Annotated in this window: 13 protein-coding genes; 6 read left to right on the plus strand and 7 right to left on the minus strand. The window is 41.5% G+C overall.

Annotated elements, in window-relative coordinates; translation table 11 throughout:
- Window positions 1-84: 84 nt before the first annotated feature.
- On the plus strand, window positions 85-1,629 hold the full coding sequence (locus AB0763_RS06485; protein WP_306099932.1) for a cryptochrome/photolyase family protein: 1,545 nt from the start codon (window positions 85-87) through the stop codon (window positions 1,627-1,629).
- Window positions 1,630-1,769: 140 nt separating this feature from the next.
- Here AB0763_RS06485 and AB0763_RS06490 read toward each other — a convergent pair whose 3' ends face one another.
- The 5 genes from AB0763_RS06490 to AB0763_RS06510 all read right to left on the minus strand — a co-directional run bounded on the left by AB0763_RS06490 (window position 1,770) and on the right by AB0763_RS06510 (window position 6,807).
- Complete coding sequence (locus tag AB0763_RS06490; RefSeq protein ID WP_306099933.1) at window positions 1,770-2,432, minus strand: Bax inhibitor-1/YccA family protein; 663 nt, start codon at window positions 2,430-2,432, stop codon at window positions 1,770-1,772.
- Between the two features lie 176 nt (window positions 2,433-2,608).
- Complete coding sequence (locus AB0763_RS06495) at window positions 2,609-3,358, minus strand: amino acid ABC transporter ATP-binding protein (RefSeq protein WP_306099934.1); 750 nt, start codon at window positions 3,356-3,358, stop codon at window positions 2,609-2,611.
- Window positions 3,359-3,379: 21 nt separating this feature from the next.
- A complete protein-coding gene (locus AB0763_RS06500; protein WP_306099935.1) occupies window positions 3,380-4,477 on the minus strand; it encodes an amino acid ABC transporter permease in 1,098 nt (365 codons plus the stop codon).
- Window positions 4,478-4,479: 2 nt separating this feature from the next.
- On the minus strand, window positions 4,480-5,685 hold the full coding sequence (locus tag AB0763_RS06505) for an amino acid ABC transporter permease (RefSeq protein WP_306099936.1): 1,206 nt from the start codon (window positions 5,683-5,685) through the stop codon (window positions 4,480-4,482).
- A gap of 87 nt (window positions 5,686-5,772) precedes the next feature.
- Window positions 5,773-6,807, minus strand: a complete 1,035-nt coding sequence (locus AB0763_RS06510) for an amino acid ABC transporter substrate-binding protein (protein ID WP_306099937.1) — start codon at window positions 6,805-6,807, stop codon at window positions 5,773-5,775.
- 460 nt (window positions 6,808-7,267) lie between these two features.
- Between AB0763_RS06510 and AB0763_RS06515 the strand changes: the two genes are divergently transcribed.
- On the plus strand, window positions 7,268-8,197 hold the full coding sequence (locus AB0763_RS06515; protein ID WP_306099938.1) for a bifunctional precorrin-2 dehydrogenase/sirohydrochlorin ferrochelatase: 930 nt from the start codon (window positions 7,268-7,270) through the stop codon (window positions 8,195-8,197).
- Between the two features lie 109 nt (window positions 8,198-8,306).
- On the opposite strand, the gene AB0763_RS06520 is transcribed toward AB0763_RS06515, so the two are convergent.
- Window positions 8,307-8,789, minus strand: coding sequence for a YajQ family cyclic di-GMP-binding protein (locus AB0763_RS06520; protein WP_306099939.1), 483 nt, complete (start codon window positions 8,787-8,789; stop codon window positions 8,307-8,309).
- Window positions 8,790-8,885: 96 nt separating this feature from the next.
- Window positions 8,886-10,244: a hypothetical protein gene (locus AB0763_RS06525; RefSeq protein WP_306099940.1), complete on the minus strand. Its 1,359-nt coding sequence runs from the start codon at window positions 10,242-10,244 to the stop codon at window positions 8,886-8,888.
- 88 nt (window positions 10,245-10,332) lie between these two features.
- On the opposite strand from AB0763_RS06525, the gene AB0763_RS06530 reads away from it, so the two are divergent.
- The 4 genes from AB0763_RS06530 (at window position 10,333) to AB0763_RS06545 (ending at window position 14,032) form a co-directional block, all read left to right on the plus strand.
- A complete protein-coding gene (locus tag AB0763_RS06530; protein WP_306099941.1) occupies window positions 10,333-11,172 on the plus strand; it encodes a S1 RNA-binding domain-containing protein in 840 nt (279 codons plus the stop codon).
- Between the two features lie 528 nt (window positions 11,173-11,700).
- The gene (locus tag AB0763_RS06535) at window positions 11,701-12,441 is read left to right on the plus strand and encodes an SDR family oxidoreductase (RefSeq protein WP_306099942.1); all 741 of its coding nucleotides are present in this window, start codon (window positions 11,701-11,703) and stop codon (window positions 12,439-12,441) included.
- Between the two features lie 13 nt (window positions 12,442-12,454).
- Entirely contained in the window at window positions 12,455-13,660 is a 1,206-nt protein-coding gene (locus AB0763_RS06540) for an acetyl-CoA C-acetyltransferase (protein ID WP_306099943.1), read from the plus strand.
- 24 nt (window positions 13,661-13,684) lie between these two features.
- On the plus strand, window positions 13,685-14,032 hold the full coding sequence (locus AB0763_RS06545; RefSeq protein ID WP_306099944.1) for a phasin family protein: 348 nt from the start codon (window positions 13,685-13,687) through the stop codon (window positions 14,030-14,032).
- Window positions 14,033-14,050 lie beyond the last annotated feature (18 nt).

A 14,050-nucleotide genomic window follows, 5' to 3' on the forward strand; every position in this document is an offset into this window, starting at 1 on the left:
AGGTTTCAAGTGTGAGTGATTGATCGACTTGTATTTAATAACGTAAAAGCCTGAAAATATAGAGCAATTAGAAGGGAATAAGGAATGAAAACGATGCGCCTTATCTTGGGTGATCAGCTCAACGGCTCTCATTCGTGGTTTCAAGAATATGATTCAGAGTGTATTTACGTTATGTTAGAGCTCTCTCAAGAGCAATACTATGTCAAGCATCATAAACAAAAGATAGCTGCTTTTTTTTTGGCCATGCGAGATTTTTGTCGAGTATTGAAAAGCGATGGTCATCACGTCAGTTATTGGACGTTAGAAGAGACGCAACATTGGTCAAACTTAAAAGCCGCACTGAGCCAAATTATCGAAGAACACGGTATAGAACACTTTGAATACCAACGACCTGATGAATACCGTTTAATCGAGCAGTTGCGAGGGTTGAAATTTGACCAAGTCACCGTAACCGAAGTGGATACGGAACATTTCTTATTGCCATTTGATGAGATAAGCCTTGCCTATACTAACTATCAAGGTAAACAAATGGAGTACTTTTATCGCGATATGCGCAAAAAGTATCAAGTCCTCATCGATGAGCAGGGTAAACCTCAGGGTGGAAAATGGAATTTTGACAAAAATAACCGTGGTCACTTGAAGTCGGCTAAAAATCAAGAGCTGATTTCAAATCCTCTTTTATTCAACAACTCAGCTCAAGATATTTATACCTTGCTAGATAAACTGGCTGTTCCATGCTTTGGTGAGGCTTTATCACCTTTAATATGGCCCATTAATCGCTCACAAGCTCAAACTTTGCTAGCCCACTTTTGCCGTGAAAACTTACCTTATTTTGGCCAATATCAAGATGCAATGTTGACCCAACACAAAAGTAAATGGAGTCTTTTTCATTCACGGCTTTCATTTGCTATCAATGTGAAGTTATTGCATCCCATGGAGGTGATCGACGCGGTGGTCACTGCAGGTCAGCACAACCCTAACATTGATATTGCCCAGGTGGAAGGCTTTGTTCGCCAAATCCTCGGCTGGCGTGAGTATGTCAGAATGATATATTGGGCTTTGATGCCAGAGTACGGTCGTCGGAATAGTTTACACTCCCATCGTCCGCTGCCTGGCTATTTTTGGCATGGCAAAACTAAAATGCAATGTGTGAAGCAATCCATATCACAATCGCTTGATTATGCTTATGCTCATCACATTCAACGCTTGATGATTATTGGCAATTGGAGTTTGTTAACCGGGTTAGATACCCAAGAAGTTGAGCAATGGTATTTAGGCGTGTATGTCGACGCACTGGAGTGGGTGGAAATGCCCAATACCAAAGGGATGGCATTGTTTGCCGATAATGCAACGATCGCAACAAAACCTTATGCCTCAAGCGGTGCTTATATCAATAAAATGAGTGATTATTGTAAACACTGTCATTACAAGGTTAAAGAGAGCATTAGTGAGCAAGCCTGTCCTTTTAATAGCCTCTATTGGCATTTTATCGACCGAAACCAAGCCGTGTTTAGGGATAATCATCGGATGAAAATGATGTATCACCAATGGGATAAAAAAGAGGCTGAATTGAAACAAGCCCTACTGGACAAAGCGGAGCGGTTGTTGAGCGACATTGAAGACTTGTGAAGCGCCATAATACTCACTCGACTGATTTGCCTATCTTACTAGTTGCTCCTTAATAATCGTCTTAGCTCATTATCAAGCCAATATAAAAAAGCCCTCATTGATGAGGGCTGTGAAAATCGTATGCACCCATCAATGAGTCATTAATCGTCGTTCATGACACCGAGAATACTCAGTAAACTAATGAATAAGTTGTAAATGGATACGTAGAGCGAAATGGTCGCAGAGATGTAGTTTGTCTCACCACCACGAACGATTTGTTGCGTCGTTAATAGAATCACACCGGTTGAAAATAGCACAAACATACCGCTCATCGCGAGTTGTAACATAGGCATCTGTAGAAAGATGTTCGCTACCATACCGACGAGCAATACGACAAATCCAGCCATCAACACGCCACCTAAGAAAGAAAGATCACGCTTTGTTGTTAATGCATAGGCTGAAGACGCCATAAAGGTCAGCGCCGTGCCGCCGAGAGCGGTGACGACCACATCACCCATACCAGCGCCAATATAAGCGTTTAGAATAGGGCCAAGCGTATAACCCAGAAAGCCGGTGAATAGGAAGGTAAACACTAGACCCATGCTGTTGTTGCGGTTTTTCTCTGTAAGGAAGAGTAAACCGTAAAAACCAACCAGCATAATAATAATGCCAGGTGAAGGTAAGTTCATCGCCATTGATACGCCCGCGACAACGGCAGACCAGATCAATGTCATAGAAAGTAGGGCGTAAGTATTGCGAAGTACTTTATTGGTTTGCAGTGCACTTTCTTGGGTAGTTGCACGACCAAACATTGGACTGTTCATAAGTAAACCTCGTGGTTATTTCTTTATTAGTTAGTACATTAATGGGGGTGAAAGTTCATAATTCAACCGCCGATAATGAATTTATCTCTAATAAATATTAAATGAAATCAGTATTTAAAACAGGGTTAAGTTGTAACACGATATGAAAAAAGGCGCCGTAAAGCGCCTTAGTGAAATTAGTGTTGCAGGATTTGTGATAAGAAATTTTGGGTTCGATCTGATTGAGGATTTTCAAAGAAGTCTTTGGGGTTATTTTCCTCAATAATCTCTCCCGCATCCATGAAGATCACTCGGTCTGCTACCTCTTTGGCAAAGCCCATTTCATGGGTTACACAAAGCATAGTCATCCCTTCTTCAGCTAGCTCAACCATAACATCGAGAACTTCGCGGACCATTTCTGGATCGAGTGCTGAAGTGGGTTCGTCAAACAACATAACTTGTGGGTTCATGCACAAGGAGCGAGCAATGGCGACACGTTGTTGCTGACCACCTGAAAGTTGACCTGGGTATTTCTGAGCTTGGTGCGGAATTTTAACGCGCTCTAGATATTTCATCGCAATCGCTTCTGCTTCTTGTTTGGGCATTTTTTTAACCCAAATCGGCGCTAGAGTGCAGTTTTCTAGTACCGTTAGGTGAGGGAAGAGATTAAAGTGTTGAAAACACATGCCAACTTCACGACGCACAGCTTCAATATTTTTAAGATCTTCAGTTAAGGTGTTACCGCACACAACGATCTCGCCCTTTTGATGCTCTTCTAGGCGGTTGATACAACGGATCATCGTTGATTTTCCAGACCCCGATGGGCCACAGATCACGATACGTTCACCTTTGGTCACTTCTAAATTGATGTTTTTCAGTACGTGAAAGTCACCGTACCACTTGTTCATATTTTTAATTTGAATCATTTGATTATCTAGTTGCGTCATAATACGTCCTTGAATGCAAAATTATCGTTTGTGGCCGGTGTTGAGTTTGCCTTCGAGCCAAATGGAATATCGAGACATACCAAAACAAAATATCCAGAACACTAACGCGACAAATACATAACTTTCCGTGGCAAAACCTAACCATTCAGGGTCGGTGTTGGCCGCTTGCCCAATACCCAATACATCAAACATACCAATAATGAGAACGAGACTGGTGTCTTTAAACAAACCAATGAAGGTGTTAACAATCGATGGAATTGTGATTTTGAGTGCTTGAGGAAGTACGATAAGGTTCATTTTCTTCCAATAGCTTAACCCCAGTGCATCCGCTGCTTCATATTGGCCTTTTGGTATGGCCTGCAGACCGCCGCGAATCACTTCTGCCATGTATGCAGAGCTGAACATCACGACACCAATCAGAGCGCGCATTAACTTGTTGGCATCGGTTCCGTGAGACAAAAACAGTGGCAGCATGACCGAAGCCATAAATAAAACTGTGATCAGTGGAACGCCACGCCAGACTTCAATGTATATCGTACTTAAACTCTTAATGATGGGCATTTCAGAGCGTCGACCGAGAGCCAGTAACACCCCAATTGGCAGAGATACCACAATACCAACTAACGCAATCACAAGTGTGATTAATAAACCACCCCATTGATGTGTTGAGACTACTTCAAGCCCTAGATAGCCACCGTAAAGTAAACCAGTAATAAATACGGGATATACAGTAACAAACAATGCCCAAATCAAGCCTTTTTTCGGTGTTTTTTCATAAGCTAATAACGCGATGAAAATAGCTAAGGTCAAAAAGAAAAGTTTGGGACGCCACAGTTCGGCTTCTGGGTAGAAACCAAACATAAATTGATCCCAGCGCACACTAATAAAGACCCAACAAGCGCCATTACGAGTACAAGCATCTCGGGTTTCTCCAACCCAGTCTGCATTGATAAATGCCCAATTAATGACATCCCACAAAGCCCCAAAAATAAAGTAGGCCAGTAGCAGGGTGACGATAGAGTTGACTGGGCCATTGAACAGGTTTTTCCGGCACCAATTCACAGGGCCTACCGTGTTACTCGGTGGGGGTAAGTCTGGTTGAAATTGATGTTCTTTCATAATTATCTCTCCACCAATGCCATTTTTTTGTTATAGATATTCATCAATAACGAAGTTAATAAACTCAAGGTCAAATACACGCCCATGGTCATTGCTATGATTTCAATGGCTTGTCCTGTTTGGTTTAAGGTTGTACCGGCAAAGACAGACACTAAGTCAGGGTAACCAATCGCCATTGCTAGCGAGGAGTTTTTGGTTAAATTCAAATATTGACTGGTGAGAGGAGGGATGATGATGCGCATTGCTTGAGGAATGATTACCAATTTAAGTGTTTTACTTTTTGGCAAGCCCAAAGACATCGCTGCTTCAGATTGTCCGTGATTGACTGCGTTAATCCCCGAACGAACGATCTCAGCAATAAAGGCCGCGGTGTAAATGGAAAGCGCAAGTAAAAGAGCAGCCAGTTCTGGCAGGATGTCAATTCCACCTCTAAAGTTAAAGCCTTTTAGCTCGGGATAATCCAAGCTTATCGGCGAACCTGAAAGTAAGAACACGACAGTAGGTAAAGCAATGATGAGGCCTAAGGCATAAGCCCAAACCGGTGTTTGTTGACCGGTCAACTTTTGCTTGTTTTTGGCCCAACGCGCAATACAAATTGTGGCAATAATACCAATAATCAAGCTTGCGACAGTCAATCCACTGCCTGCTTCCATCACAGGGCCTGGCATGTAAAAGCCACGTACATTTAAGAAAAAGGTATCGGCAAAGCTCAAACTTTGTCTCGGTGACGGCAACGCTTGCAAGACAGCGAAGTACCAAAAGAGAATCTGTAATAATAAAGGGATATTGCGGAAAATCTCAATGTACACTGCAGCAAATCGACTGATCAACCAGTTAGAAGATAATCTGGCGATCCCCATGATGAAGCCAAGAATAGTGGCAAAAATAATTCCCAAAAAAGAGACCAGTGCCGTGTTTAACAAACCAACGACAAAGGTTCTACCATAGGAATATGTTTCATTGTAATCAATTAAGGTTAAGCCGATGCCAAAGCCTGCTTCTTGGTCGAGAAAATCAAAACCAGTTGAAATTCCTCGCGCTTCTAGGTTGGTAAAGGCGTTGTTAATGATGCTGTAGAAAAAATAGCCAAGGAGTAAGATGGTGAGTGTCTGAAACGCAACCGCACGAAAAGTCGGATTGTAAATAAGACTGGTGAGTGTCAGTGAAGAGTTCGGTGCTTCACTGGATATTTTTTTATTTGAGTCCATACCGCTACAACCTCAAAATCCATTTAGTAAAAAGGGCGGCAAATACCGCCCAATAAAGTTTTACTATAAAAATAGTGAATAATTGGATTAGCGAAGTGGTGGTGCGTACATAAAGCCGCCAGCATTCCACAACGCGTTCACGCCGCGTGAAATTTGTAGAGGAGAGCCTTTACCGACGGTTTTCTCAAATACTTCACCGTAGTTACCAACTTGTTTAATAACTTGGTAGCCCCAGTCATCACTGATACCTAGGCCTTTACCTTTTGGACCATCTTGACCAAGGATACGACGAATGTTTGGATCGTTGGATTTGAGCATGTCGTCTGCATTGGCTGAAGTAATGCCATACTCTTCAGCGTTGATCATAGCGAAGAGTGTCCATTTCGCGATGTTAAACCATTGGTCATCACCTTGACGTACAACAGGGCCTAGAGGCTCTTTTGAGATAATCTCAGGCAGAACCATCGCAGAGCTAGGATCAGCAAGGTTAAGGCGCAGTGCATACAAACCAGATTGGTCAGTGGTCAACACGTCACAACGACCGGAGTCAAAGCCTTTAGATGTTTGAGGTGCTGTATCAAAAACAACAGGTTTGTAACTCATACCATTGACGCGGAAGTAGTCAGCGAGGTTAAGCTCTGTTGTGGTACCTGACTGAACGCAGATAGACGCGCCATCAAGCTCTTTAGCACTTTTAATCCCCAACTCTTTTTTGACCATAAAACCTTGGCCATCGTAGTAGTTAACACCAACAAAGTTTAAGCCAAGAGCGGTATCGCGTTGAAGTGTCCATGTCGTGTTGCGCGACAGCACATCAATCTCACCAGATTGTAGGGCAGTGAAACGCTCTTTCGCCGTCAGTGGTACGTATTTGACTTTGGTTTTGTCTCCCAAGACAGCTGCAGCAACTGCTTGGCAGTATTCAACATCAATACCTTCCCATTCACCTTTTGAGTTAGGGTTTGAGAAACCTGGTAAACCTGCACTCACACCGCAAGATAAGTAGCCTTGCTTTTGAACTTTTGCTAAGGTTTCGCTATCCGCTGCGAACGTTTGCGCTGTAAAGAGAGTGGCAGTGGATGCAATAACGATTGAGGCAAGAGCAGTAAGTTTATTTTTCATGAGTATCCTTCCTGTATGATCCATAGAGAATCAAGTCATACTTAATTCAATTTGCTCGAAAAATCGTGGTGACATTCTTAAAAGTAAAAATGGTTTTCGTCGTGTTATTAGTATGTCATGTCGTTAAAAGGTATGAGACGGACGTTGTAGGCTCAACGTTGGAAGCGAATCCGTTAAATTTGCTTTTTGTCTGCACCAATTTAGGACAAGAACAAAACAAGAATGACTAATTGATAATAATAAGTAAATAGTGCAGATAATGCCCAAAGTTGGGCATCAGTTAACTCAAGCGATAATATTTGCTTTTTCTAGTTTTTATGGCGAGATTGATGGTTAAGTTGAAGCTTATGACTGTCAGCAGGGTTATATTTAGTTGAATATTCTTTGTGATCGAGGTAACAAACCAAAATGGTGCACCATTTTGAAACGAGATAACTCTTAATAATAAGGTTGAATATAAATGGAATACTTTCCAATCTTTATTGATTTGAAAATGAAACCCGTGTTAGTGATTGGCGGGGGAGAGGTGGCATGCCGTAAAGTCGAGTCATTGTTAAAAGCTCACGCCGCTGTCACCATTATTGCTCCAGAGTTGGCGCCGTATTTGTCGACGCTCGCTCAAGAAGGGAAAATCAAGTGGGTTCAAGGTGTGTATCAGCCGTGTTACTTGAATGAACAGCAATGGGTTCAAGTGTGGGTGACAACCGACAACCCAAACGTAAACCACCAAGTGTATCAAGAAGCCAAAACCTATAATTATTTAGTTAATGTTGTCGATGATAAGCCGTATTGCGATTTTATCACCCCAGCAATGATAAACCGAGGCGATATTCAAATTGCAATTTCTAGTGGCGGCGCCGCCCCGGTACTGATACGCAATTTGCGTGAGTCCATTGAATCGATACTGCCGCAAAATTTGGGATTATTGGCTGACTTTGCTAATGCTCAGAGAGATAGAATTAAGCGTTCTCGTCCAGATGTTGATACCCGTCGTCGCTTTTGGGAACGCTTTTTTGCTGATCCAAATGTTCAAGTTGCCAGTGATGAACAAAGCTTAGAAGAGGCATTTCAACGTTATTTAGCGGGAAAAGATGATCAAACAGGGTCAGTAACTTGGATAACTTGTCATCCTGATGTGGAATTGTTACCCATCAAAGCATTGAGGTACATGCAGCGTGCAGAATTGGTGTTCTTTACCAATACGGTAGCCGCAGGGCATTTTGAAATGGTACGCCGCGATGCAGAAAGGGAAGAAGTACTTGATGAGCGGCACTTAGTTGAGAAACTGTCATCAGTTCGCAGTGACAATGTAAGAGTGGTGATATTACATACTGAGGACCAGTCTAATTGGATCCAACATCGACAAGCGGCAGATTTAATCATAGGCTAAATGTCAAAGTCGACATCATTGCGCGTTATAAAAAGTGAGCAAGGGCAAGGAATACATAGTGGCCTTGCTCAACGTTATTTGTGTCGGTGTGGTGATTGAAAGTGCTGGGTTAATCTCGAAAGTTATTGTATTGAAAAGGCTGACCAAAATCGCCTTCTTTAATCAGGGCGATTACCGCTTGCAGGTCATCGCGTTTTTTCCCCGTGACTCGTAATTTCTCACCTTGAATACTGGTTTGTACCTTCATTTTGGCATCTTTAATTGCTTTGACGAGCTTTTTCGCAGTTGCGGTGTCAATACCCTGGCTAAACAACACAGTTTGGTGCCATTTCTTACCACTTTGTTCTGGTGTTTGGGCATCCATCGCATTGACATCGACATTGCGTTTGGTCAAATGTCCACGCAAAATATCGCGCATTTGTTTGAGTTGAAAATCACCTTCCGAAGAAAGCTTGACGGTTTCATCATTAAATGTGAATGAAGCATCAACATTGCGAAAATCAAAACGAGTCGACAGTTCACGGTTAGCATTATCGACTGCATGGCGAAGTTCCACCATATCAATTTCTGAAACAACATCAAAAGAGGGCATTATATTTTCCTTGTGGCAGTTTGTTACATGGTAACGTGATTTAATAACAATGAAAAGAGCTCGGTTACTAGGTGACAATACTTGTTGGTCTTGAACCTATTTCACATTGATAGGTACTTGTTCTATGTCAACAATTTTTGAGCGATTGAGAATGACTTTCCATCGGTAGTAAACAGGCTCACCATCGTGGTTATCTTCTTTGATAACAAGGTTTATAAGATGCCTTTTGTCAACGTTTTCTCGGGTCACTTGGCCATCTTTAATTTTGTAAACCTTGTTGGTACCTTTGTCCATTAAACGCATTAAACTGCGAAAATTAATGCACAATGTTTCACGAGTTTGTTCATAACCACTCATAAAGTGACTGGTAGCCATTACGGTTTTTGAATGGTAATGAAGAATGGACTCTTCTCTTTGTACGACGCGACGCTTGCGAATGGTTTTAATCGTATCAGGCAAGCGGTCGTAAAGCGCATAATCAAACCATTCGTCTTTCTTACCCACCGGTTGATTGGTGCTAGGATCATAAAACTGTTTACGCCAACGTGGTTTACCACGGCGAATCCATTTCCAAAGCATATCTTTGAATTCGTCTTTGAAAATTTCCCTTAATGCATAAATAAACGCCATCGCAAGAATAAAGGAAGCGGAAATTTCTCCTAGATAATCTCGGGCTAATAAAATGGTTATAGTGACAAAGATCATGATAAATCCGGTCGCGCCGCCTTTGATCGCACGCTTGACGTTTTTACCCAATGATAGGTGTTTTTCCTTAAGGACGATCGGATGCTCGATAAGTCGTCGTAATAAGCGCATTTTATTGCTCAACCGAGTCATGTCGTCTTGCACTCTGATTGAGTTATATCGATTGAGGTTACGATGAGCAGCTTCGCGTTCACATAAGGTTAAAAGTCGAGATTTTATTGTTTTGTACTCACCTTGTCTGGGTAAGTGTGCAATGAGTGACAAAAACCGTTGTTCAGTATACCAAGATAAGTAGTTATCGATATTGACGTAGTACCGTTTGAGGTTTTCATCAAATGGAATACCGCGTCGTAATCGCTTGAGGATATCGAGTGCTAATTCAATCACTTCATCGACATCGTCTGCTTTCACGTCTTCGCCTTGTTGTTTGTTGAGTTTATTAATCGCATTATCGAGAGCGATAACATATTGGTAAGCAAACAAACTCAAGCTAACTCGATATTGATTAGAACTCAGCTTACCTCGTTTGGCTAGCCGTGAATGAACCAATGGCAATAAGGTCTTATCACTGTAGTATACGCGCTTTTGCGAAATGCTATTGAGATAAAAGTCCGCTTCGGGCAACACCTGGGCATTCGCATTCAACTCTTTAGGAATAAACAAGTAAATATCGAGATCGAGCACCTGGGTATTGGCCATAGCATGGCTGATTTTTAAAGTGATTGAATCTTGTTTTCCTACGTTAATCAAACTTGCGAATGCCTATGTCGGTAATATTGTTAACAAAGAATACCAGAGTTCGAGTATAATAACTGTAAATTCTTAGTGAGACAAAACAATGGTATATGTAGGTCAAAGTAACCGCCTAAACGTGGTATCTGAAACCAGTTTTGGGTATTTTCTCGATGGTGAATCATTCGGCAAAGTCTTATTGGCAAAAAAACACGTCAGTGATGAGTTGCGTATAGGCGAAAGCGTTGATGTTTTTTTGTATTTTAATGGAGAAAGCGAACTGGTCGCGACCTGTGAAAAACCTCTCGCAGAAGTGGGCCAGTGGGCATTGATGACAGTGGAAAGTACCAATTCTACTGGTGCCTTTGTCAATTGGGGGATCAAAGAAAAAGATTTGCTGATCCCGTTTAGTGAACAGCGCACTCGCCTTAAAGAAGGACAGTCTATTCTCGTTTATGTGTATCTGAATCAAGCGTCCGGTCTTTTGGTTGGCACGACCAAATTTAACAAGTGGTTAGATAAAACACCAGCCCAATACGCAGTCAATCAACAGGTTGAACTGCTGGTGGCTGAAAAAAGTGAACTGGGACTTAAGGTCATTATTAACCAATCTCATTGGGGCATGCTGTTTTCATCCGACGTGTTTGGCAAAATTTTTGTTGGTAAGCAGCTCAAAGGTTACATAAAGCAAATCCGAGAAGATGGCAAAATTGACGTGAGTTTACAAAAAGTTGGCGTTGAAAAAATGGATGATTTAGGGTTGAAAATCCTCCAACTTCTGGATAAAAAAGGCGGTTTTTTACCCTTGAATGATAAATCATCGCCAGAGGCCATTTTTGATGTATTTCGCGCAAGTAAAGGGACGTTCAAAAAATCAATTGGTCAGCTTTATAAACAACAAAAGATTACCATCAAAAGCGATGGCATTTACTTAAATAAAAAATAAAATCAGCGTTATACCTCAGTGTTTTACATTGAGGTGTAATATTTTTCTCCCTTTCTCCCTTTCTCCCTTTCTTCTATTTTTTAGTATTCTCTTTACCTTTGGTTTTATATTTTAACATATTGGTTAATAATAGGTTCGTTTGTGATTTTAAGCTTTAAGAGTTTATTTTATTTATTCATTTTTTGAATTTATTTTTCTTTGGTGTTTTTATTTTTGATACTTATCCATGTGACTTTCTTCTTGAATTTCTTGTTTGTCTTTTATTTCAACAGCCTATATTGATAGTTGTGTGTGTTTCATTTTAAGTGCTTAAAATTCAATTGCTTACATTATGTATTGTTGTTTTTGTGTGTAATCTTAATGTGTTTTGTGTAAGCAATGTCATAAAAAAACACAAGATTTTAAAATATATTTGAAATGTCACAATAAAGGTTTAGTTTGGAATGAAGACGCTAATTAGTGTTGGAAGAGAGTTAATCAAACGGTTAATTTTTGGATGTAATTCAAATTATCATGGATGGAGCATAAATGAATAAAATCGCTTTGATCACAGGGTCTAAAGGTGGTATCGGCTCATCAATTACGACGTCATTAGTTGAAAAAGGCTATCGAGTTATTGCCACTTATTTCACTGGCGCTTATGAATGTGCTCGAGAATGGTTTGATAGCAATCAATTCACAGAACAACAAGTTAGACTGTTAGAACTCGATGTGACAGACACGGAGCAATGTCAGCAACGTTTAACAGAAATTTTGACTGAAGAAGGCTCTATTGATGTTGTTGTTAACAATGCTGGCATCACAAGAGATGGGCAGTTTAAAAAAATGTCATCAGAAAACTGGCATGATGTCATTAACACAAATCTAAATAGCATATTTAATGTCACTCAGCCTTTGTTTGCCGCGATGTGCGAGAAAGGATTTGGCAGAGTAATCAATATTTCTTCTGTCAATGGCATTAAAGGTCAGTTTGGCCAAACCAATTATTCTGCAGCTAAAGCTGGCATGATTGGCTTTACTAAAGCCTTAGCAGCGGAAGGGGCCCGTTTTGGTGTCACGGTTAACGCCGTCGCTCCTGGGTATACTGCCACACCGATGGTGGAAGAGATGAAGCCAGAAGTACTGGAATCCATTGTAAACCAAGTTCCGATGAAACGCTTGGCAAAAACCAAAGAAATTGCCAATGCAGTTGTCTATCTCGCTAGTGATGATGCGGCTTATATTACGGGAGAAACACTGTCCGTCAATGGCGGCTTACACATGCACTAAGGAGAGGTGAATAATGGAAAAAGTGTATATTGTATCGGCAAAGCGTTCCGCAATAGGTGCTTTTGGTGGCAGTCTAAAAAATGTCAATTGTGGTCAATTGGGGGCGCAAGTCATAAAAAGTGCGTTAGAAAGTGGCAACATACAGCCTCAGTGGGTTGATGAAGTCATTTTCGGTAATGTTATTTCAGCAGCACAAGGTATGGGTGTTGCTCGCCAGGCAGCGATCTATGCTGGTATTCCCAACACCGTTCCTGCTTACAGCGTTAATATGGTTTGTGGCAGTGGTATGAAATCCGTTATGGATGCAGTGAGTCATATTCAGTCCTCACAAGCCGATCTTGTTGTGGCTGGTGGCGTGGAAGTCATGTCGCAAATCCCATTTGCGATGCCAAGCCATCTTCGTGATGGCCAAAAAATGGGGGCGGTTTCATGTGAAGATTTATTGATTCACGATGGGTTAACCGATGTCTTTAACCAATATCACATGGGAGTGACCGCTGAGAACATCGCTGAAAAATATAAAATTTCACGTAATGAACAAGATGAGTACGCGCTCAACAGTCAAAATAAAGCACTTGCTGCAATCGAGCGTGGTCACTTCGATAATGAGATCGCCCCTATTGAGGTGAAAACGCGCAGAGACACTCATATCTTCGACCAAGATGAATACCCTAAAGCTAATTCAGATTTAGAAAAGCTAGCTCGTCTGAGACCTGCTTTTATCAAAGAGGGTACGGTCACTGCCGGTAATGCTTCTGGGCTTAATGATGGCGCGAGTGTGACGATCTTAGCTTCCGCTTCCGCCGTCGAGAAATATCAACTTACGCCAATGGCTGAAATTGTCAGTGTTGCACAAGCCGGTGTCGACCCTTCTGTCATGGGGTTAGGGCCGGTACCCGCAAGTGCTCTCGCTTTACAAAGAGCGGGCTTATCTCTGAAAGACATTAATTTACTTGAGCTTAATGAGGCGTTTGCTGCTCAAGCTTTAGGGGTCGTCAAAGGGCTCTCGCTTGAGCATGGTGAGTCAGAAAGTGACATTTTAAAGCGCACTAACTGTAATGGTGGTGCGATTGCACTCGGTCACCCGTTGGGGGCATCAGGTAATCGCATTTTAGTGACGTTATTGTATCAGTTGAAAAATAAAGAACTCGACTATGGCCTTGCCTCACTGTGTGTTGGTGGTGGTATGGGCACAGCCGTAATTGTTAAAACTTGTTAGTCAATCCTCTAGGAGAATATCATTATGTATACGGACTTTTTTAAAACATTTGCTGACCAAACTGAAAAACAGCTGGCACCTTTTGTTAAATTTAACCAGTTAATGGCGAAAAATGTAGAACAGTTGACAGAGCTGCAACTCAATGCGGTAAAAACATACTCGGAGCTTGGCTTAAGCCAAATTAAAGCCGCCTCTGAAGTGAAAGATGTTAGTAGCTTTACCTCTTACAGCTCTCAACAAATGAGCACACTGGCGAAGCTTTCTGAACAAGTGTCATCAGATAGCGAGAAGTTTCAATCAATTGCTAAAGAATTCAAAGAAGAAGTTGAAAAGATGACTTCTGAAAATCTTAGCACTGTAACTCCTGCATAAGCTGAGTGAATGATGCCG

This window comes from Vibrio sp. HB236076, assembly GCF_040957575.1.
Lineage (GTDB): Bacteria > Pseudomonadota > Gammaproteobacteria > Enterobacterales > Vibrionaceae > Vibrio.

Bases quoted from the DNA above. Each gene is read 5' to 3' on its own strand.
- AB0763_RS06485 (WP_306099932.1), top strand. From the start codon at position 85: ATGAAAACGATGCGCCTTATCTTGGGTGATCAGCTCAACGGCTCTCAT.
- AB0763_RS06490 (WP_306099933.1), bottom strand. From the start codon at position 2,432: ATGAACAGTCCAATGTTTGGTCGTGCAACTACCCAAGAAAGTGCACTG.
- AB0763_RS06495 (WP_306099934.1), bottom strand. From the start codon at position 3,358: ATGACGCAACTAGATAATCAAATGATTCAAATTAAAAATATGAACAAG.
- AB0763_RS06500 (WP_306099935.1), bottom strand. From the start codon at position 4,477: ATGAAAGAACATCAATTTCAACCAGACTTACCCCCACCGAGTAACACG.
- AB0763_RS06505 (WP_306099936.1), bottom strand. From the start codon at position 5,685: ATGGACTCAAATAAAAAAATATCCAGTGAAGCACCGAACTCTTCACTG.
- AB0763_RS06510 (WP_306099937.1), bottom strand. From the start codon at position 6,807: ATGAAAAATAAACTTACTGCTCTTGCCTCAATCGTTATTGCATCCACT.
- AB0763_RS06515 (WP_306099938.1), top strand. From the start codon at position 7,268: ATGGAATACTTTCCAATCTTTATTGATTTGAAAATGAAACCCGTGTTA.
- AB0763_RS06520 (WP_306099939.1), bottom strand. From the start codon at position 8,789: ATGCCCTCTTTTGATGTTGTTTCAGAAATTGATATGGTGGAACTTCGC.
- AB0763_RS06530 (WP_306099941.1), top strand. From the start codon at position 10,333: ATGGTATATGTAGGTCAAAGTAACCGCCTAAACGTGGTATCTGAAACC.
- AB0763_RS06535 (WP_306099942.1), top strand. From the start codon at position 11,701: ATGAATAAAATCGCTTTGATCACAGGGTCTAAAGGTGGTATCGGCTCA.
- AB0763_RS06540 (WP_306099943.1), top strand. From the start codon at position 12,455: ATGGAAAAAGTGTATATTGTATCGGCAAAGCGTTCCGCAATAGGTGCT.
- AB0763_RS06545 (WP_306099944.1), top strand. From the start codon at position 13,685: ATGTATACGGACTTTTTTAAAACATTTGCTGACCAAACTGAAAAACAG.